Raw genomic sequence first — 22,192 nt, 5'->3', positions numbered from 1 at the left:
GAGCCCGCCTGTAAGAATGACTAGAACCGAAAAAACTTGATTTAAATGCCCACTCAGTTCAGTCAGCTACTGCAAAATTGCAAAATAGCATTTTATATTTCAACGTCTTTATTTGTAAATTTATTTAGCTGCTGTTTCTTCAGGGTTTTCAACCATCTTCTTAGCTTTAATTGTTGTAAATCTTGCAAAGACAATTGTCAAAATAGCTGGTATTACCACAGCAAGTAATGTAACCGGCATATAAATAAACCAAAATTCACTTTGAATTGAAATGAAGGCTGGAACACCACCTACACCGACACTACCCAATACCTTTTTAGCACCGATAATAGCACCTAAAACGCTTGATGTACAAATAGCAGCAAAGAAAGGTACTTTTAACGGTAAATTCACACCAAACATTGCAGGTTCTGTAACACCTAAAAATGCTGATACACTTGAAGTTAAGGCTAAACCTTCTTCTTTTACCATTTTGCGTCGTCTATAGATAAACCACGCTCCAAACGCTGCCGATCCTTGACAGATATTAGATATTGCAACGATTGGCCATAAATATGTACCGCCCAGTTTGCTTCCCATTAATTGGAAGTCAACTGCCAAGAACATATGGTGTAATCCCGTAATAACAAGTGGTGCATAGAAGAATCCATAAATCGCACCGCCTAACCAACCAGCATGTTCGAAGACAAATTGAACTGCACCAGTAATTCCAGTACCTATCACAAGTGCAATCGGACCAATAATTATAAATGCTAAGAATCCAGTGACCAGTAATGCTACTGGTCCGACAACTAACATTTTAATTGAGTCATGAACAACTTTATTTAGTGCTTTTTCAATGAGTGATAAGACATAGGCTGCAATTAAAACTGGTAAGACTTGGCCTTGATAGTTTAATTGTTTGATTTCAAGCCCAAAAAGATTCCATGTCGGAATATGGCCTTTAGCAATGTCATATTGTGAAACTAACTGTGGATGCATTAGGATAAGTCCAAGTACTAAACCTAATATTGGACTACCACCAAACACTTTCATACTACTCCAACCAATTAACGCTGGTAAAAAGATAAACGCTGTACTTGCGATGACGTTAATAATATTCGATATATCACCCAACTGAGGATATTGTTCAACAAGTGGTTTAGGGCCAAATAATTTTTCCATAGTAAGTAAATTATTAATCCCCATTAAGAGACCTGCTGTAACTAATGCCGGTAAAATCGGAATGAAGATATCTCCCAATAGTTTTATAAGTCGTTGTAAAGGATTGCCTTTTTTCGCTGCAGCAGCTTTTGCCTCATCTTTTGAGGATTCTGCTACACCTGTCTCTTGAATAAATTGTTTATACACTTCGTCCACGGTACCAGGTCCTATAACGATTTGGTATTGGTTATCCGCTTTAAATTGACCTTTAACAAGTGCATTATCGTCTAATGCATCTTTATCAACTTGATTGTCATCTTTTAACACTAAACGCAGTCGTGTAACACAATGCGTTGCAGTTTCAATGTTTTCTTGCCCACCTATTGCTTTGACGATATCCTGCACATCTTTTCTTTTTACAGCCACGCCTTTCACTCCCTTATTTTTAATAACCCAAGTATAACTTGTCTAGACAAGTTTTGTAAAGGCTTTCATAATATTGTTTAATTTTTATTCTAGAATGGACGCTAAATGCAATAAAAAAGACAAGTACTCAACATATTAAACATTGAGTACTTGTCTTTTTTATATTTATTAGTCTTGGATTTTAATTATAATGGCGGAGGAAGAGGGATTCGAACCCCCGCGGCCCGTTAAGGCCCTGTCGGTTTTCAAGACCGATCCCTTCAGCCGGACTTGGGTATTCCTCCAATGAACACAATAAATATCATATACCACGGTTCATTGGAAGTCAATCACTTTTATAGTCAAAATGTAAAATTATTCATTTTTATTTTTAGTACGCGCTTATACGTCATTGAACTTACACGAATACCTTTTGTTTTAAGAAGTGATCTACTGATTGAGCAACGCCACGCCCTTCTTTAATTGCCCAAACTACCAAACTCTGACCTCTTCGCGCATCTCCAGCGGCAAAAATCTTTTCTTTATTAGTACGATAGTCTTTATCGTTGGCGATAATTTTATTTTGTTGCGTCGCAATATCAAATGACCTTGGGACAGTTGGTTCTGTGCCTTCAAAACCGATTGATAAAAGAACTAGATCTGCTGGCCAATGTCTTTCAGTACCATTTACAACAACCATTCCTTCTGGTGTTTCTTCTAAAATTTGTGTGTATACACCACGAACATTACCAATGTGATCTACATCGTACCGCATTGTTTGAACACCATAGGCACGCGGTTCTCTACCGAAACGTGCTTCATATTCTTTGTGTGCATAATCCATTTTGAAGACAGGTAATGCCAATGGCCATGACGTATTACTTTCAAATGCGATTTCTTCAGGTGCTTTTGTATATTTGTTGAATTGTACTATTGACTTACAATTCTCACGTAATGCGGTAGCGACACAGTCTGCACCAGTGTCACCAGCACCAATAATGATGACGTTTTTCCCTTTAGCCGTTATTGTTGGTTCATCTATTTCACCATTTAATAACTGAGTCTGTTCAGTTAAATAATCCATAGCAAAGTGTATCCCTTGGCCCATGCGCCCTTCTAATGGTAAGTCGCGCGCTTTTTGAGCACCCGTACATAAGATAATAGCGTCATACGTCTGCTCTAATGTTTCACGTGATATATCTACACCAATGTTGGTATTCGTCTTAAAGGTAATACCCGCTTCTTTCATTAATGCGATACGACGACGTACAACCTCTTTATCTAATTTCATATTTGGAATACCATACATGAGTAAGCCACCCGCTTCAGCAGCTCTTTCAAACACTGTCACTTGGTACCCCTTATAATTGAGATCTTCGGCAGCAGTAAGACCGGCTGGACCGCTTCCTACAATTGCTACAGATTGTTCTAATCGTCGCTTAGGATATTTAGGCTTAACCCACCCGTGTTCATAGGCTTCGTCAATAATCGTACGCTCAATACCTTTAATGGCAACCGATTCACGATTAATTTTCATAACACAAGACTGTTCACAAGGTGCTGGACAGACACGTCCCGTAAATTCAGGAAAATTATTTGTTTCACTCAAACGATGATAGGCAGACTCAAAATCTTGTCGATAAACTAAATCATTCCATTCAGGGATATAGTTACCGATTGGACAACCAATAGTTTCTCGCCCGAAAGGAAGACCTGTTTGACAAAATGGTGTCCCACAGTCCATACATCGTGCACCTTGAATGGACGCTTCTTCACGAGAAAATCGCTGTTGAAAAGCATCATGATGCTTCAAACGATCAACTAAAGACAGTTCAGATAATGATTGCTTTTCATATTTCATAAATCCCTTAAATTCCCCCATCACAGACCACTCCTTTCTTTAATAAATCACTGCTGGTTGTAATTCTTTGTCAATTGCCGTACGGTCATCGTAAAATGCTGCTAGTTTAGCTTCATCTATTTGTAGTAAATTACGATTTTGTAATTCAATTTTTTGCATCATTAGTTCGTAATCTTTTGGAATTACTTTGACAACTTTATCTGCCACATGTGCAAAATCATTTAAAATTGCTGCTGCTTTTGTACTTTGTGTATAGTGGTAGTGCTCTTCTAACATAGCTTTAAGTAACGTTTTCTCCTCATTATGCGTCACTTCCTTAAACGCTAAGGTTGGCAATTGATTCTTATGTTTAAATGATTCAATATCACTTGGGAATACATAACAAACACCACCACTCATGCCTTGACCAAAGTTCTTACCAACATCCCCTAAGTTGACGACATGTCCTCCGGTCATATATTCCAAACCGTGATCACCGATACCTTCGACAACCACATCAACTCCACTATTTCGAATACAGAAGCGTTCGCCAGCGCTACCATTAATAAAGGCTTTACCTTTTGAAGCGCCATAGAAGCATACATTTCCAGCTATAATTTCACGTTCTCGCTCTTTATTTGGCGCTTTAACAACAACTATACCGCCTGATAAACCTTTACCAACGTAATCATTTGCATCACCTGTATGTTGAATTAACAATCCTGACGGTGCGAATGCTGCTAAACTCTGTCCTGCATGTCCATGCGTTTTAGCTACAATAGTTGCTTCTGGTAAGCCATTAGCACCGTGTTGCTGTGTAATATAGCTTCCTGTAATAACCCCTACATCTCGTTGTTCATTATTAATCACATAGTTCCCTTTAAATACTTTTCCATCCTCAATACTTTGTTTAGCGTCTTTATAAAGATAATTTAAATCGAAACCGATATCTAAATGATGATTTTGATTGATTTCTTTTGCGTTAGGCCCATCAACTGAATCCAATAACTTTTCGATGTCCAATGTTGCTGCTTTCGAACGTTCATCGATTCGACTTGAACGTTGTAACAAATCGGTACGTCCGATCAATTCTTCAACCGTTCTTAATCCTAATGAAGCTAAGACCTCTCTTAACTCTTCAGCAATAAAATGCATAAAGTTAACAACGTGGTCAGCCTTACCTCTAAATAGTGCTCTCAAATCTTTATTCTGTGTCGCAATACCTACTGGGCATGTATCATTATGACAAACACGCATCATGATGCACCCTAAAACAACTAATGGCGCAGTCGCAAATCCAAATTCTTCAGCACCTAATGCGCATGCTAGCGCCACATCCCTACCCGTCATCAACTTACCATCTGTTTCTAAGCGGACACGGCTACGTAAATGATTTAATTTCAATGTTTGATGTGTTTCAGCTAAGCCAAGTTCCCAAGGCAATCCAGCGTGTTGAATACTTGTCTTAGGCGATGCACCTGTACCTCCGTCATATCCACTCACGACAATTTTATCTGCAAATGCTTTAGCAACACCTGATGCAATGGTTCCGATTCCTGTTTTTGAAACTAATTTAACTGCTACGTCTGCATTTCTATTCGCGTTCTTTAAATCATGAATAAGTTGCCCCAAATCTTCAATTGAATAAATATCATGATGAGGCGGTGGTGAAATCAACCCAATACCTGGCGTTGAACCACGTGTTTCAGCGATCCATGGATAAACTTTCGTTCCAGGTAACTGTCCACCTTCACCCGGCTTAGCACCTTGAGCAACTTTAATTTGTAACTCTTTTGCATGTTGTAAGTACTCGCTCGTTACACCAAAACGCCCTGAAGCCACTTGCTTAATCGCACTTGATAACACACTACCATCCGCTTGAATTTCATACCGTTTGGGATTTTCGCCACCTTCACCACTGTTACTTTTACCACCAAGACGATTCATGGCTTGGGCCAATGTTTGATGTGCTTCTTCAGAAATAGAACCGTAACTCATCGCACCTGTATTAAAACGTTTAACAATGGTTTCTACTGGTTCAACCTCACTAATATGAACCGGTCGCTGTGCTTTAAATTCTAATAAATCACGTAAATGATCGTTTCTTTGATCATGTACAGCATTAGAAAAAGCTTTAAACTGTGTATAGTCATTCTCACGACATGCATGTTGTAACAAGTGTATAGTTGTAGGATTAAATACGTGATGTTGACCTTGTTGGCGCCACTGGAAGACACTTCCCGAATCAAGGTACTCATTATGTCTTTGTTGACGCATTTTATTCTCTACGTCAATTTGTTGAATACTTAACCCTGATAATTTGGATTGTGTTCCAGTAAAATAAGCATCAATTACATCTTGGGATAAACCAACCGCTTCAAAGATTTGAGCCCCTTGATAACTTTGAACAGTTGAGATACCCATTTTCGCCATCACCTTAATAACACCTTCTGATAGAACACGTGTGTAAGTTTCAACATTATCTGAAAGCGTGCCTTCTAAACGATGTGTTTCAGTTAAATGGGCAATAGTTTGTTGTGCTAAATATGGAATGACCGCATTCGCACCATATCCTAATAAGCATGCCACATGGTGTACCTCACGCGTTTCACCAGATAGCGCTACTAAGCTCGTATCCATGCGTAAACCTTCTCTTATCAATAACTGGTGAATATGACTGATAGCTAGAAGTATTGGCATAGCGTAGTGTTGTTTCGATGCCTCATCCTCAATATGACAATCAATGAGTCCACTATCATCTAGGACTAATATCGTATAACCTTCTCGTGTAGCTTGTATTGCAGCGTCACCTAATCTTTCCAATGCCGCTTCAAGATGATCTTGATACAGTGTAGACAAGTGTTTCACGTTAAACTTACTTTGTTTAATCCTATTGAGTTGCGTTAGAGTCAAGACCGGTTTCGCTAATTGAATACGATCCAATACCGTTTCATCCGGATGGAATAAGTTACCTTCTCCACCTAAATATGATAATTCACTCGTTACAATCTTTTCACGATAGGCATCAATAGGCGGATTGGTTACTTGCGCAAATAACTGTTTAAAGTAATTAAATAATGATTCTGGTCTCTCGTTTAATACGGCAAGTGGTGCATCATACCCCATCGCACCTATTGGATCTTTCTTACCTTTCACTAACTCAGCCATATATTTATATATATCTTCTTTGGTATATCCAAATTGACGTTGTAACTTAAATAATATCTTGTGATTCAATGAAGGCTGGCGATAAGTTTGCGCTTCTAATTGTAAATCTATTTTATTGTTATCTAACCACTTCTTATAAGGATATTGACTGGCAATACGCGCTTTCAACTCATTATTTTCAATCACTTGACGTGACTCAAAATCTACAAGAAGTAACTTTCCAGGATTAAGTTGTCCTTTGTAAGCAACATTGTCTTCTGGTACATCCACAACACCTACTTCAGATGAAAAGACAATGAAATTATCTTTTGTAATTGTATAGCGACCTGGTCGTAATCCATTACGGTCAGTTAATGCACCAATTTTATCTCCATTACAGAACGAAATCATCGTTGGACCATCCCATGGTTCCATCAAATAACTATAAAATTCATAGAACGCACGAACATTCGCATCATTTTCTTTGTTATATAACCATGGTTCAGGGATAAGCAACATCGCAGCTTCTTCAGGTTCCATTGCCAATGATAGAAATTCTAGCGCATTGTCTACAATTGCTGAATCACTTCCATCTTCATCAACAATGTTCTGTATTTTACTATGCTCTTCGCCAAATAATGTTTGAATTAATTGTCTTTGACGTGCTCTCATCCAATTCACATTACCTTTAATTGTATTGATTTCACCATTATGCATTAATAAACGATTTGGATGTGCACGTTTCCAACTCGGAAAAGTGTTTGTACTAAATCTTGAATGTACTAAACCTAACTTAGATTGATAATCTTCATGATTTAAATCTAAATATAATTTTTTAATTTGATCTGAGCGTAACCACCCCTTATATACAATCGTCTTATGGGATAAGCTTGTAAAATAAAGACCTAAGTCTTGCTGTTCAGCATATTGTTCTATTTGCTTTCTTGCTATATATAATGGTTTAACCGGCGTTGCAATTGATCGAATATCTATAAACACTTGTTGAATGTGTGGCATTGTAGATGCAACATGAGGTGCTATGGCGTTGACATCAACAGGTACATCTCGATAACCAATTACTTTTAGGCCTTCACTTTGAAAGTAATGATTAAATTGCGATTCGTGTGTCGTACCTTGTATCTTTTCGTTAGAGAAAAAAAGACCTACCGCATAATCGCCCTCATTAGGTAAGTCTAAATCGACATGTGCTTCAAAAAATTGAAATGGTATTTCGGTCATAATACCTGCACCATCACCTGTTATACCATCTGCACCAACACCACCACGATGGTCAAGTCGACGTAACATTTCAAGTGATTTTTCAATAATATCGTGCGACCTTAAATTATTCATGTTTGCGTAGAAACCAATACCGCATGCATCATGTTCCTCACGGTAATCATATAATCCTCTTTTTAATCTTTCATCAAACATGATGCCCACTCCTTTTGAGAATTTTCAGAAAATTTACTGTTAATAATAATTAATATAATGTAAAATATTTATCTGAACAATATATTAATTAGATGACTTAATTCTAAAAATTAGAACAATCGACAATAAAATGTTATGCGCACAGTAGAAAGGAGCATTCATTTGGAAATTAAACAATTAAAATATTTCGTAGAAGTTGCACGTCGAGAACATCTCTCTGAAGCAGCACTCGAGTTGAATATTGCCCAATCTGCAATAAGTCGACAAATCACATTGTTAGAACAAGAACTACAAGTTACTTTATTTAATCGACAAGGGCGAAACATCCATTTAACATCACATGGTAAAGCGTTACTCACTCAGGCGACTCAGATTTTGGAGCAATTAGACGAAACAGTAGCGTTATTTCAACAAACTAATCACAAAAATGCGCGCATACTTAATATTGGGTTTGAAGAGAGCTATATTTCTCAAATGATTACTGCCATCATTCAAGCGTTTGAGCGCCAATATGATAGCATAATTGTTCCTCATATGATGTCATCATCTGAGATTTCTGAAGCGCTATATACTGGTAAAATTGATATTGGATTGGTCGAAATAAACACGGCTCTTCAGAAGAATGCTAATTTATCACTCAAACCATTATTTGAAGAAACATACCATGTTTATGTGCCTAAAGATGATGTGATTGCTTTATCTATAAATCCGCCACTAACTCAACTAGCTGAAACACAACTATTTACTTTGAAACCTTTAGCAACAACTATAGAAAGCCGTTTACAACATACTTTAAAGTTACCAATTCATATCATTGGAACGAAATCCCTAGCACACTATTTACTTAAGCATCACCGTGGCTATGTCATCTTGCCTGATTACTTATCATTGGAGAATGAGGTGGAGGCATTATGTGATATATCATTAGCGCATACAGAATTAAAACGCTCCTTTTGCGTCGCTTTCAAAAAAGATAATAAAAAAGTAGATATTCTCAATTTATCGAATTTAATACATCAACTTCTAAGTAAAGTGTCGACATACCATTAACAGTATGAGGTGATATGTCATAATTCAAATAGTTACTATTTGAATAATACAGTTGAGGAGCGTATAATCACTCTGACTTATTAAAGCGTAGAATTTCGAGTTATAAATGAGGGTTAAATATAATGAATGCACAAAATCGCAACTATTTTAGTCATCGTATAATGAATACCATTATTGTAATTATCGGATTATTTATCATCGGCGCCTTTATTTTTACGTTTTTCAATGCACGTTTCTATAACACCCCTATCGGTAAAGTGACACATGTAGAAATGAGTAACGCTCACAAAGTCGTTGATGAACAACATAATACCGACTTCAAATACAAACAACATTTAACAATAGAAATATTAAATGGTAAATATAAAGGTGAATCTACTACGATAGATAATACCTATGTCAAATCGCAAGCAGATTCAGAGCACTTTAGTAAAAATAATAAGGTCTTAATGCACATTCAAAACAGCCCGAAAGATGCAACGATCTTAGAGAAAAAACGCGATAGTCTTACTGTAGCAATTGTAGGTATATTTATTATGTCCCTATTACTGGTTGGACGTAATGTAGGCTTACAGTCTATCCTGTCACTTATCTTTAACACTGGTGCTATTTTAATAGCTATTGCAATCCATGATAAACATCCATCTACTCACCTATTCATTCTAATGAGTGTGGCGATCGTGCTGTCTACCATTGTCACGCTATTGCTCGTAACCGGTTGGCATATGCGCACTTGGATCACAACAATCGGTACGTTATTAGGTACATTTTTATGTATTGGTATCACTCAAATCATTATTCAATTAACCAATGGAGCTGGCATTAAATATGAAACAATGAGTTTTCTAACATTACCACCTAAAGATATATTCTTAGCATCCGTGCTTATTGGATCTTTAGGCGCTGTAATGGATGTCGCCATTACAATATCAAGTGGTATGTATGAAATCTTACAACGTACGCCTAACATTTCTTTATCGCGTTGGGCGCTAGCAGGTCGCAATATAGGACAAGATATCATGGGCACTATGACAAATATTTTACTTTTCTCCTACTTATCAGGAAGTTTGCCAATGTTTCTAATTTATTTAAAAAATGCTAACACATTTACATATACGATTTCGATGAATTGGTCTTTAGAAATCGCTCGTGCTATAACAGGTGGTATTGGTATCGTACTCACGATTCCAATTACGATTAGTCTGATGGTTATGTGGATGAAATGGAAGGGTGTGACAAGATGAATGCAGTCGTCCTACTAGCACTCATTTTATTTATTTTAATGCTTATTTTCGGCGGTAAAAAAGGATTAGTTTCATACTTAACGTTATTCCTAAACTTTATGATCTTACTAATCAGTATTGTGTTCATTTTATTTGGAACACCTATTTATTTAGTTTCATTAATATTTTGTATCGTCATTGCTGCTTGTAACTTGTTTATTTTAAATAGTTACAATATTAAAACCAAGGCTGCTTTTATTGCTACAATATTAACTACGATTTTATTAATATTAGGCATTTATTTATCTATAAGTATTGGCCATCTACAAGGGTTTACTACGGAACAACAAGATGAAACCTATATTTTTTCAATGAATATCGGTATCGATATGGTTCAATTCTCAGTATTTACGGTTATTTTAGCTGTTATTGCAGCTGTCATTGACTTAACGATAACGATAAGTTCACCTATGTATGAGCTCAATGAAACCAATCCTAATCTTTCACGCAAAGCATTGTTCCAGTCAGGTATGCGTGTAGGGAGAGAAATTTTAGCAACTTCTGCCAATACAATATATTTAGCTTATTTTGGGGGGCAATTAACACTATTCTTTTGGTTTTTCCAATTACATTATTCTTTCGGACACATTATTAACTCAAAGATATTTGCGCAAGAATTCATTTCTATCTTACTCGGTGGAATTGCTGTAGCGATTAGTATCCCTATCACAGCATGGATTACTGCATTATTAATAAAGCATCCTAAATTGAGTGCAAAGCCTTCACAAGAAGTTTCACAAACTTCAGAGCAAAACATCAATCATTAAATTGATAAAACAACAAGTGCCATACAATCTTGAAATAAGTTATCGAGATTGGGACAGAAGCCTTTATGAATGCCTTGTCCTACCTCATTTATTTCATATTGATTGTAATGGCACTTTTTTAATGCGCATATTTATAAGAGCTATATGTTCAAATTCATAATATAAACTGGTCGACCTTCTAAACGCGTCTCTCCAGTTATTGAATATTTGGCTTGTTTATACAACGCCATCGCTTTGTCATTGTCAGTATTTACAGTCAATATTATTTCATTAATATAGGGAAACGTTGCTTTAATATAACTTGGTAGTTGTTGAATCACAGCTTTTCCAACACCTTGACCACGATATCGTGCATCTACACTAAATGAACGGAAAAATATAGCATTTTGATGATCGCTATACGGTTTAACCCCTTGACCTTCATGTAATGTAAAGAAACCCACACATTGATCATTTAACATAACAAGTGTCGGATGACGCTCATTGTCCCCTTTAGCCGATGCAATATTATCATTAGGCGTTCGAGTGAATTTTCTATCTTCTGCTAATATTTCAAACCCATTTAATAGTGGTTGATCGTGAATTGAATATGGTCGTATTTCCATTTTCTCCCTACTTTCTCTCTGAAAAGGTCTCAATCCATTTTACAACAGCTGGTGCGATTAAGGTTGTATCAGATTTATCGAACCAACGAATATCTGTAATTTCATTATCAATTTTCACACTATCCCAATCAATTTTCTGTTGAACTTTAAATCCATTTAGTTCCGTTAACGTATTCTTTTGTGGGTAAGCATCCCCAACAACTGTACCTAAATATGTAAAGTCACTTTGTTCGAAAGCCAATTGTAATGCCTCTTTAACTTCTCGTTGTATCGCTTCTAATAGCGTTTCACCCGCATCAATTTTACCACCCGGGAAATAATATTTTTCTCTATTTCTTACTTGTACTAATAAGATTTGGTCATCTGTTTCTTCCACTAAACAAACACATTTGATCATACCTGCACACCTTTTCTATTAAATGTTTTGTACTTCAAAAATATATGTTAATTTAGTATGATGTTAACATATATTAATATACTAAATGTCCGTTTAGTGACATTTTGATATTCGGAGGGTATTATTCATGGCAAAGAAATCAAAATTAACACGCGTTTCAAATTTAGTAAGTACTGCAGGCTTTATCGTTGATGGTTACAACGGTATTAAATTTGATGCAAAAAATAAAAACCTAGTTTATTTATCTTTAGGCCTAAGTACAGTGGGTACACTTTTAGATTTCGTAGTATCAATGAAATCTCCTTACAAATTCCGTAAGTTATTTTCATTCGTTTCATTCATTATTAATGTTACACGCTTAGCTTCAAGTTTCAGAAAAGTTAAAGAAGATTATCAATTTCAATAAAATAAAAGGACTGGGTCAGAATTCTTATTGAATTCGTCTTCCCAGCCCTGCAAGGATGACTTGAGTTGAGAAACGCTTCATTTAAGTGCCTTCTCAATTCAGTCAGCTACTGCACTTTGGCTACATAGCCAAAGTATTATTTTTGTTTCAAGCTTTCTAATGAATGAATTTATAACTACGTACTTGGTACGCAGGAATTGTACGATATGTTAGAACACCTGGACTAGCACTAAAGTTCATTTCTGAAACTAAAATACTACCATTACTATTTACGCGCTCTACAAAAGCCACATGGCCGTAATAACCAGCATCTGATTGTGCAATTGAACCTACTGTTGGATTGCTATCAATGCGATATCCATCTCTAGCTGCCGCATTATCCCAATTATTTGCATTCCACCAATACGTACTGATTCCTTTTCCAATAGCAGCACGACGATTGAATACATGCCAAGTACATTGTCCCCAGTCATATAAGTTACTATGGTTAAATACTGGTGATGAATAGTAAGTTGATTGCGTTGAACGTGTTGTATACGTGTTTGAAGAAGCTGAACCACTCACTCTTAATGTTTGACCAGGATAAATAAAGAAATTATTCAATCCATTTAATTTCATAATATGTTGATATGTTGTACCATATCGGCTAGCAATAGATGATAGTGAGTCACCATAACGTACTGTATAAGTGCTTGATGATGCACCTGAATTTGAATTATAACTTGATTGAGAATTAGAGCTAGCAGAACCTGATACTTTTAATTGTTGACCAGGGAAAATTAAAAAACTATTTAATCCATTTAAATTCATAATATGACGATATGTTGTACCATATCGGCTAGCAATAGATGATAAACTATCCCCTGCTCTCACAGTATATGTACTACTTGAATTACCGTAATTTGAACGACTTGAATAATTAGAAGATCCTGATACTTTTAATACTTGGTTTGGAAAAATAAGATTTGATGATAAGCCATTTAATGATTTTAATTTAGATACAGTGATACCATAATGGTTTGAAATAGACCATAAAGATTCACCACTTCGAACTGTGTGCGTTGTTGATGCTTCAGCTTGATGAGCAAATAGTGTACTAAGTGCTCCTGTCCCTAATACTGCTGTTGCTAGAATTTTTTTATTCATACAAAGCGCCTCCTTAATCTTATGCTTGTTCATTGGGTTACTCACCACTTATTTCTAGTTGTACTAGACACTTATCTGTATTAAATCTTTATTACATACTTCTTTCTTTTATCCGTTCAAGTAGTGTACTTATACTAAATTAATACAATTTAGCATGATATTCCATTTCATTTTGATTACATGTCTATGAATTTTTTGTGCACTACTATAAAATTTCAAATAATATCCTTAGAAATATAATTTACTTTTCATAAGTGTATAACACATTTTCACCGATTAATGTAACGTGTTTGATATAAAATCGACTAAAATATGACGTATTCATCTTTTATTAATAAAGTCGCGTAAGTATTCATACCTTACCTGACTCATTTCAAATATTATTTAGTTAAACTATCTTCAATTTCTTTGATAGCTTTTTTTGATAAATTAACTGCTTTTTCTCCATTTTTTGTATCTTTTTTCAATGCTTCTTGTGCTTCTTTACCATGATAAAGTTCTATAATTTTCTTGAAAGTTTCATTGTCTACATCTTTAGAATTTACTGCTACAACATTAATATATGGTTTAACTGCATCAGAAGACGTTTTTTCTAAATAAATAGGATCATTCTTAGCATCTAATCCTGCTTTAGTTGCTACCCCATTATTAATTACTGAAAAATCAACATCATCTAAAGCACGCGCAGTTTGTTGAGCGTCTACTGCTTTTATTTTTATGTTTTTAGGGTTGGATTGAATATCTTTAATAGTTCCATTTAAACCAAAGTTGTCTTTAAGCTTTAATAAACCTGCTGATTCCAATAATTTTAGAGCACGTGCTTGATTTGATATATCATTAGGAATTGTAACTTCTGCACCATCTTTTATATCTTTAATATTTTTCACCTTTTTAGAATAAATGCCTAAGGGTGCTAAGACAGTTGTACTAATTGCTTCAATTTTGGCATCTTTATGTGCTTTTTTATACTCATTTAAAAAAGCAAAATGTTGAAATGCATTCATATCAATATCGCCATCACTCAAAGCTTTGTTTGGCACGTTATAGTCTGAAAAGTGTTTAATTTCAATATCAATATTTTCTTTTTTCGCTAATTCTTTAACTTTTTCCCATGCAGCTGTATCGTTTGAGGCTACGCCTAGCGTCACTTTTTTATTGTCTCCGCCTCCACCACAAGCTGCAAGGGCGATCAACGTCGCTAATATTAACCCAATAATCTTTTTCATTCACAAAGTCTCCTTAATAAAATTATATTTCAAGTAACTAATTTCGACGAATTAATCGAGAAATAAAGTTACCTAATGATTGAATAATCTGTACGATAATTATTAATACAATAACTGTGATAATAATGACTAAGGTGTCAAATCTTTGGTAACCGTACACTAATGCTAAATCACCAATTCCACCTCCACCAACTGCACCAGCCATAGCAGTACTACCAATCAACCCTATAATAGCTGTCGTTATTGCCAATACAAGCGAGCCTAACGCTTCCGGTATTAAAAAATATCTAATAATTTGAATAGGTGATGCTCCCATCGCTTTTGCCGCTTCAATAATGCCAGCATCTACTTCTAGTAGTGAGTTTTCAACTAGTCTAGCTATATAAGGCGCTACGTACACTGTTAAAGGCACTATAGCTGCTGTTGTCCCTATTGACGTTCCTACTAATAATTTCGTAAAAGGCACAATAGCTATTAATAAAATAATAAATGGTATCGATCTTAATATATTTATAATCGGATTAAGTATGTGATTTACAATAGATTGAGGCCATATACCATTTTTACGAGTTATAACTAATAGAACACCTAATGGAATACCAATTAAGGCACCTATGATAAGTGCAACTGTGACCATATACAATGTTTCATATAATGCTTGTAATAATTGAGATGCATCAATACTTGAACCAAACATCTAATGCACCTCCTCAAACTGAATACTATGATTCTTAAAGTAGCTTTCTAATTTATCACGCTTAAAATTGCTGTCATGATTAAATCTCAACCATAAATAGCACACTGTTTCTTCTTGAATATCAGACATTGATGAAAATAAAATATTAATATCGAAATTATATTGACTAATGAGTTCATTTATAATAGGAAATTTAATTTGATGTTCATCAATAAAAAGTTTGTAATCCGTATAATGACAATCCTTTCTTTTAAATGATTCAAGTAATTTACGTGACGGTTCTGTATTTATAACTGTAGAAACAAAGCTTTTAGCAGTTTTAGTTTGAGGGTGACTAAACACATCTTTGACAGTGCCCAATTCAATCACTTCACCGCGCTCCATAACTGCCACTCGATTACAAATTTTTTGTATTACACTCATTTCATGCGTAATCATCATAATTGTTATACCGAAAGTCTCATTTACATTTTTCAATAAATGAAGAATAGAGTTTGTTGTAGCAGGATCTAGCGCACTTGTTGCTTCATCACATAATAAAATTTTAGGATTAGTGACAAGTGCTCTAGCTATTGCGACACGTTGTTTCTGTCCACCAGATAATTGATCAGGAAATTGATTTTTCTTGTCTGCTAATCCTACAAATTCTAGCATTTCTTCTACCTTTTCTTCTATTTCAGAACTACTTTTATGATTTAAAATAAGTGGCATTGCTACGTTTTTAAAAACTGTTTTTGAGTTTAAAAGATTAAAATGCTGAAATATCATTCCTATATCTTTTTTTATGTTACGGAGTTCTTTTTTTCTATATGTATTAATTTCATGACCATTGACAATCACTTGTCCATTTGTTGCTTTTTCTAGCTGATTGACCAAGCGTACGAGCGTACTTTTTCCAGCACCACTATAGCCAATAACACCAAATATATCGTTTTTATCTATTTTGAAAGATACTTCTTTTAAGGCATGAATTTTTTCATGCTTTTTGCGAAATACTTTATTCACATTTTGAAATTCAATCAATCGATTTCACCCTCATTTATTACTTCTATTGCCTATATGAATAAATGAATTATATTTAAAAGTAAATTGTGCGTCAATATTATTTTAAAAATTTTTAAAATTTTCTGAATTTAAATATAGAACAAAATTATTTTAATATCATCATTTCTCACCTATTTCTGCCTTTTTTAACAATTTAAAAAAACCCTAAAACAACACGTATTGTTACGTAGTTATTTTAGGGTCAACATCTTATTTTAAGATTTTTATTTTTTTAATAGTTATTCCAAAGTATCGATGGCTTGTTTTAAATCTTCAACTAAATCTTCAGTATCTTCAATACCGATTGATAAACGTACGAGTCCATCAGTGATGCCTTCTTTAGCACGTACATCGGCAGGGATAGACGCATGTGTCATTAAAGCAGGCACTGAAATTAAGCTTTCAACTGCGCCTAAACTTTCAGCTAATGTGAAGTAATGTGTTTCACGAATAAGTTGTTTGGCTGCTTCTGTATCTTTTACTTCAAACGCTACGACACCAGTGTGACCGCTAGCTTGAGAAGCATGAATATCATGATTTAAATGGTCTTTAATACTTGGATGGAAGACTTGTTGAACGGCTGGATGATTTTGTAACATTTCAACAATCGCTTCAACGTTACGATTAATTTGTTCCATGCGTAAGCCTAATGTTTTAATACCACGGACTAATAGGTAACTGTCTTGTGGTCCAAGCACCCCACCTGTTGAATTTGAAATAAATGCTAAACGTTCACCAAGTTCGTCATCTGCAGTAGCAACTAAGCCAGCTACTACATCACTGTGGCCACCAATGTATTTAGTAGCTGAGTGTAATACAATATCAATGCCGAAATCTAATGGATTTTGATAATAAGGTGTCATAAATGTATTATCTACTACTGAAATTAAATTATTTTCTTTTGCAATTTCTGCAGTACGTTTAATATCCGTTACACGTAGTAATGGGTTAGATGGTGTTTCAACATATAACATTTTAGTTTCTGGTTTAATATAGTCCTTCACATTTTCGATATGTGTTGTATCTACGAAATCAACATCGATGCCATAACGCGTAAACACTTTAGTTAAGGCACGGTAAGTTCCACCATATACATCAGAATTTAAAATAAGGTGGTCGCCCTTATCTAATAACATAATAACCGCACTAATGGCTGCCATGCCTGAACCAAAAGCAAAACCATGTTTCCCATTTTCTAAATTAGCAATCACACTTTCAATAGCACTACGTGTTGGATTAGCGGTACGAGAGTATTCATACCCTTGTCTCAAGTCGCCAATGTCATCTTGTAAATACGTGCTTGTTTGATAAATTGGTGTTGTTACTGCACCTGTAAAATCATCTGTTGTATGTCCACCGTGAATCATTTGTGTTTTTTTCTTCATAATCATTATTCTCCTTTGTAATCAAATATTTTCTTCGACATATAACGATCGCTTCCATCTGGAAAAATGGTCACAATAACGCCTTTATCGATTTTATTTTTAATGTCTAAAGCACCTTGCAGTGCAGCTCCTGATGAACTACCTACTAACAATCCTTCTTGTTGCGCTAAACGTTTCACATTCTCAAAGCCATCGTTATCACTCACTGTAATAATGTGATCAACTAAGCTACGTTCCAAAAAGATTGGCCATTTCTCTGAACCAATACCTTCAATATCGTGTGCATGTGCTTCGCCACCATTCAATATTGAGCCTTCAGGTTCAACAATCACATTCTTTACATTGTATTGTTTAAGATGCTGTGCAACACCTGTAAATGTGCCTCCCGAACCAACACCAGCAACAAAGTAGTCAATGTTTGGTAAAACATCTGTCAATTGTTTCCCTAATGTATGGGTGTATGCAGCTGGATTGTGCTCAGTTTCAAATTGGTTCATATATACCGCTCCGAAATCTCGAGCATAACGTCTTGCTTCAGTTTGCGCACCAATCATTCCTTGGGCTTTCGGTGTACGTTTAATATCAGCGCCTAATGCACGCATGATAGATATCTTCTCCTCAGAAAAACCTTCCGGCGCAAAAATAACACAATTTAAATGATATCGATTAGCAGCAATTGCAAGTCCTATTCCTGTATTACCTGCCGTAGCTTCAACAATTGTATCGCCAGATGACACACGACCTTCTTTTATAGCTGTTTCAACAAGATATTTACCTAGTCGATCTTTCACACTGCCACCCGGATTAAATTGCTCTAATTTTGCATATATCTGAACATTTTCATCGCTGAAACTTTCCAGTAATACTAATGGTGTTTGTCCTATTAAGTCAAATGCAATCATATTAATCATCTAAAGCGCTTTATTCGCTTTGACTCAACCTACCTTCTGTTTAAAATATTCATGATTCCCAATACTGTTTTATAAATTCTTACTCAATCACTATGAATTATACGATAATCTTAAGATTTATGCAAAACTACAAATTTTAAAATTTCCTATGTAATCATACATGTACTCGTATCTCAATAACTATCGTTCAACTTAATACTCGTGTTACGATAATAACGATGCAAAAGCAATAACTGATGATTTATATGAATCATACTTAAAGGAGAATCATAATGACATCAAAAGCCGATTTATCTTTATCTGTGTTCACTAATGAACAGTTTAAAAGTAAAAAATATACTCATAGTACCTTCAGAAACGCGATGTATGACGATTTAGAAGTCAATAAAAGTTATTTTAAAAATTGCGACTTCTCAGAAGGTATATTTAAAAATGTTCATTCCGTAGTTAATACTAAGTTAATTAATTGTGATTTTAGCAGTAGTATTTTTGTGAATATTAATTTCTTTAAGACACTAATGCGTAAAGTGAATTACAGTGTAACTACTTTCGATAATAGTCAATTCAACGCATTAACGATAGAACATACGACCTTCAAAGACTGTAGCCTACGTAACGTTACTTTCAAGGATGTTGTTTTAAAGAAAGTAGTCTTTGAAAATGTAGCATTAGATTTATGCCAACTAGATAGCGTAAAAATTAAAGATTGCATTTTTAAAAATGTTTCAATTAATAATTCTGCAATTTCTGAGAAAGTCATGAAAGAATTACGTAAACAAGACGTTCATTTTGAAAATATGTAACCTTGAGTAGTTACACCTATACACTTCCTAACTTATCAATCATCTCTTTAACGTTCTAAAACATATGTTTCAAATAGAACCGTTAAAGGAATAATCATTTAAGTATTTCAAAGGGGGGGAATGATTCATGGCTACTCATGAAAATGATCACTATAAAGCATTTGAACAGAGTCAACTTCATCGTGACGATTTAATGGATTTAAGCGACTTACAACAACGCGTTGATACATTCAATACAAAAAATAATAACTCAGAATTAAAACAACATATTGATACTGAATTAACGAAATGGAAAGAATATGTAAGAGATCACTATAGGCCTGAAGCACCAGCAGAACAATCACGATTGTCAAATATTGCTGATAAAGTTCAAAGTGATATCAATACAGCTTTTGAATACAATGATGGCGCAAAAATATTTGCGTTTTTAGAAGCTTCGTATCAAAGAAGTAAAGAGGACTTAACCTACGGACGGACGTTAATCCTCTTTTCCGAAAAGGATACAATAAAACGGGCACTCACATTCTTTGATTCTGAGGAAGATAATCGTGAACTTGCTGACTTTATTATTTCTAAAAATATTGAGATTGGTAAAGAAATAATGTCTAACGATTATATAACGTTATTAGAAATTGAGCGCGACTTTATCAATGCTCATTTCAAGTAAAAAAAACAGGGGAGTGGGACGACGAATTTAAAAGAATTCTGTCCCACCCCCCTGTTTTTTTTAATATATTTCTTAGAATAACTGCACGATAAACACAAGTATGATAACGACTGGCATGACAAATTTAATTAAAAAATACCAAGGTGCAAAGAATTTGAACTTGTCGCGGCCGAAACTTTCTTTTAAGGCATCTTTATCCAACAATTGACCCACTACTAGCGTTGTTCCAAGCGCACCTAAAGGCATTAAAATATTTGATACGACAAAATCCATATTATCAAAAATTGTTCCTGCGCCAAACTTAATATCGCTTAAACTACTAAACGATAAAGTCGCTGGAATACTAATCATTAATATCAGTATACTTGCGATAAACGCTACAGATTTACGTTTAGAATTATCATTTTTAGTAAAGTTTGATACGTTTAATTCTAATAATGAAATAGATGATGTTAATGCTGCAAATAAGAATAAGATTAAGAATAGGAAGTAAAACGTAACACCAAAGCCCATTTGATTAAACACTAAAGGTAATACTTTAAATAATAAGCCTGGACCTTCTTGAGGTTCGTAGCCAAATGTCTTCAAAGCTGGGAATATAGCTAAGCCAGCTAGTACGGATACTAAAATATTCATAATCACAATTGAAATTGCTGATGACTTAATAGTCATTTCCTTAGGCGCGTAACTAGCGTAAGTAATCATTCCCGTTGTTCCCAACGATAATGTAAAGAATGATTGCCCTAACGCAAATAAAATACCTTCCATAGAAATATCTTCTAAACGTGGTTGTAAAATATAGCGAACACCGTCTACCGCACCGTCCAAAGTTAAAGCTTTCACCACAACTATAATTAGAAAAATAAATAACAACGGCATCATCACTTTTGATGCTTTTTCTAATCCTTTTTCAACGCCTAACATTACGATAATCATCGTTAAAAAGATAAAAATCCCTTGGCCCAAAACGGTTAACCATGGATTACTAATAATTGCTTCAAAATTAATGCTAGTTAAAGATGTCTTCTCGATAGATAACATTTGTAATATCACGTTACCGATATAAATAATGATCCATCCACCTATAACACTATAAAAACCAAATAATATGAATACTGCTAAATTACCATTCCACCCAATAATATTTAGCCACTTCTTACCAGTTAACTTGCTATATATTTGAGTAGTGTAAGTTCTCCCCATCTTACCTACTGTAAATTCCATAATTAATAGTGGTAATCCTACAAATATAGTAAATATTAAGAATAGCAGTAGAAAAGCACCACCACCATAGATGCCTGCCATGTACGGAAATTTCCACATTGCGCCCAAGCCAATCGCCGATCCCGCACTCGCTAAAATAAATCCAGTTGATGTCTTCCATTGTGATTCTTTGCTCAATCGTTTCACTCCCTTTAACGCGTTAAAGCGTTTATGCACTTAAGTAATACTGTAACATGTCTTGCTTATAAGTGCAATATACATAGTTTTTTTATTTTTTTAAATTTATAGTAAAATTTAACTAATCCTAATGATGAACGAAGGAGTATAACGACATTGCTTCACAAAAAATTAGCGCTAATTATTGGAAAGGTATAGAAGTTATAGGTGGTTATATTGTATTTGAGGATGAGGGATTCAGGTTTACACCCCCCATTTAACATTCAAAGCGGTTCAGTGTTTGTACTTTATCAACATATTCAGGACGTTATGTTATTCATCGTCCCTAATGGTATCAAAATAATTGATAAAGACCACAATATACATCAATGCGTTTGTTCATGAAAGAAAAAACAGTCTGTGACATAAATAATATAATAATGCTATTTAGCAAAT

General features: G+C 34.8%; 18 protein-coding genes and 1 tRNA gene. 6 read left to right on the top strand and 13 right to left on the bottom strand.

The window, feature by feature from the left end; translation table 11 throughout:
- Window positions 1–120: 120 nt before the first annotated feature.
- From treP to gltB, 4 genes are all read right to left on the bottom strand, one after another.
- Window positions 121–1,569: a PTS system trehalose-specific EIIBC component gene (gene treP / locus HMPREF3239_RS01005; protein WP_070854406.1), complete on the bottom strand. Its 1,449-nt coding sequence runs from the start codon at window positions 1,567–1,569 to the stop codon at window positions 121–123.
- Between the two features lie 191 nt (window positions 1,570–1,760).
- Window positions 1,761–1,853, bottom strand: a tRNA-Ser gene (locus HMPREF3239_RS01000).
- A 113-nt stretch (window positions 1,854–1,966) separates the two neighbouring features.
- Window positions 1,967–3,430 (bottom strand): glutamate synthase subunit beta, encoded by a 1,464-nt coding sequence (locus tag HMPREF3239_RS00995; RefSeq protein ID WP_070854404.1) that lies wholly within the window; start codon window positions 3,428–3,430, stop codon window positions 1,967–1,969.
- Window positions 3,431–3,448: 18 nt separating this feature from the next.
- Window positions 3,449–7,969, bottom strand: coding sequence for a glutamate synthase large subunit (gltB, locus tag HMPREF3239_RS00990; protein WP_070854402.1), 4,521 nt, complete (start codon window positions 7,967–7,969; stop codon window positions 3,449–3,451).
- A gap of 162 nt (window positions 7,970–8,131) precedes the next feature.
- On the opposite strand from gltB, the gene gltC reads away from it, so the two are divergent.
- From gltC to HMPREF3239_RS00975, 3 genes are all read left to right on the top strand, one after another.
- The gene (gene gltC / locus HMPREF3239_RS00985) at window positions 8,132–9,019 is read left to right on the top strand and encodes a glutamate biosynthesis transcriptional regulator GltC (RefSeq protein WP_053030229.1); all 888 of its coding nucleotides are present in this window, start codon (window positions 8,132–8,134) and stop codon (window positions 9,017–9,019) included.
- Window positions 9,020–9,141: 122 nt separating this feature from the next.
- A complete protein-coding gene (locus tag HMPREF3239_RS00980) occupies window positions 9,142–10,263 on the top strand; it encodes a YibE/F family protein (protein ID WP_070854400.1) in 1,122 nt (373 codons plus the stop codon).
- Complete coding sequence (locus HMPREF3239_RS00975; RefSeq protein ID WP_053030231.1) at window positions 10,260–11,069, top strand: YibE/F family protein; 810 nt, start codon at window positions 10,260–10,262, stop codon at window positions 11,067–11,069. Before HMPREF3239_RS00980 ends, HMPREF3239_RS00975 begins: the two co-directional genes overlap by 4 nt.
- A gap of 140 nt (window positions 11,070–11,209) precedes the next feature.
- Here the strand turns inward: HMPREF3239_RS00975 and HMPREF3239_RS00970 are convergent, their stop codons facing one another.
- Window positions 11,210–11,674 (bottom strand): GNAT family N-acetyltransferase, encoded by a 465-nt coding sequence (locus HMPREF3239_RS00970; RefSeq protein ID WP_070854399.1) that lies wholly within the window; start codon window positions 11,672–11,674, stop codon window positions 11,210–11,212.
- Window positions 11,675–11,681: 7 nt separating this feature from the next.
- A complete protein-coding gene (locus tag HMPREF3239_RS00965) occupies window positions 11,682–12,071 on the bottom strand; it encodes an NUDIX hydrolase (protein WP_070854397.1) in 390 nt (129 codons plus the stop codon).
- 127 nt (window positions 12,072–12,198) lie between these two features.
- Between HMPREF3239_RS00965 and HMPREF3239_RS00960 the strand changes: the two genes are divergently transcribed.
- A complete protein-coding gene (locus HMPREF3239_RS00960; RefSeq protein WP_053030234.1) occupies window positions 12,199–12,477 on the top strand; it encodes a hypothetical protein in 279 nt (92 codons plus the stop codon).
- A 156-nt stretch (window positions 12,478–12,633) separates the two neighbouring features.
- On the opposite strand, the gene HMPREF3239_RS00955 is transcribed toward HMPREF3239_RS00960, so the two are convergent.
- The 6 genes from HMPREF3239_RS00955 to HMPREF3239_RS00930 all read right to left on the bottom strand — a co-directional run bounded on the left by HMPREF3239_RS00955 (window position 12,634) and on the right by HMPREF3239_RS00930 (window position 18,877).
- Complete coding sequence (locus HMPREF3239_RS00955) at window positions 12,634–13,623, bottom strand: LysM peptidoglycan-binding domain-containing protein (RefSeq protein ID WP_053030235.1); 990 nt, start codon at window positions 13,621–13,623, stop codon at window positions 12,634–12,636.
- A gap of 380 nt (window positions 13,624–14,003) precedes the next feature.
- The gene (gene gmpC / locus HMPREF3239_RS00950; protein ID WP_070854396.1) at window positions 14,004–14,849 is read right to left on the bottom strand and encodes a dipeptide ABC transporter glycylmethionine-binding lipoprotein; all 846 of its coding nucleotides are present in this window, start codon (window positions 14,847–14,849) and stop codon (window positions 14,004–14,006) included.
- Window positions 14,850–14,886: 37 nt separating this feature from the next.
- Window positions 14,887–15,546 carry a methionine ABC transporter permease gene (locus tag HMPREF3239_RS00945; RefSeq protein WP_053030236.1) on the bottom strand — a complete coding sequence of 220 codons (660 nt, stop codon included), beginning with the start codon at window positions 15,544–15,546 and terminating at the stop codon, window positions 14,887–14,889.
- Window positions 15,547–16,569, bottom strand: coding sequence for a methionine ABC transporter ATP-binding protein (locus HMPREF3239_RS00940; RefSeq protein ID WP_070854394.1), 1,023 nt, complete (start codon window positions 16,567–16,569; stop codon window positions 15,547–15,549).
- A gap of 260 nt (window positions 16,570–16,829) precedes the next feature.
- Window positions 16,830–17,975 (bottom strand): bifunctional cystathionine gamma-lyase/homocysteine desulfhydrase, encoded by a 1,146-nt coding sequence (locus HMPREF3239_RS00935; RefSeq protein WP_053030238.1) that lies wholly within the window; start codon window positions 17,973–17,975, stop codon window positions 16,830–16,832.
- Window positions 17,976–17,980: 5 nt separating this feature from the next.
- Window positions 17,981–18,877 (bottom strand): PLP-dependent cysteine synthase family protein, encoded by an 897-nt coding sequence (locus HMPREF3239_RS00930; RefSeq protein WP_070854418.1) that lies wholly within the window; start codon window positions 18,875–18,877, stop codon window positions 17,981–17,983.
- 281 nt (window positions 18,878–19,158) lie between these two features.
- Between HMPREF3239_RS00930 and HMPREF3239_RS00925 the strand changes: the two genes are divergently transcribed.
- Entirely contained in the window at window positions 19,159–19,689 is a 531-nt protein-coding gene (locus HMPREF3239_RS00925) for a pentapeptide repeat-containing protein (RefSeq protein ID WP_070854392.1), read from the top strand.
- A gap of 127 nt (window positions 19,690–19,816) precedes the next feature.
- Window positions 19,817–20,356, top strand: coding sequence for a hypothetical protein (locus tag HMPREF3239_RS00920; RefSeq protein ID WP_070854390.1), 540 nt, complete (start codon window positions 19,817–19,819; stop codon window positions 20,354–20,356).
- Between the two features lie 72 nt (window positions 20,357–20,428).
- Here the strand turns inward: HMPREF3239_RS00920 and HMPREF3239_RS00915 are convergent, their stop codons facing one another.
- The gene (locus HMPREF3239_RS00915) at window positions 20,429–21,757 is read right to left on the bottom strand and encodes a sodium-dependent transporter (protein ID WP_070854389.1); all 1,329 of its coding nucleotides are present in this window, start codon (window positions 21,755–21,757) and stop codon (window positions 20,429–20,431) included.
- Window positions 21,758–22,192: the final 435 nt, after the last annotated feature.

This window comes from Staphylococcus sp. HMSC34C02 (assembly GCF_001838705.1).
Taxonomy (GTDB): domain Bacteria; phylum Bacillota; class Bacilli; order Staphylococcales; family Staphylococcaceae; genus Staphylococcus; species Staphylococcus borealis.
This window is presented reverse-complemented; position numbering and strand designations above follow the sequence as displayed.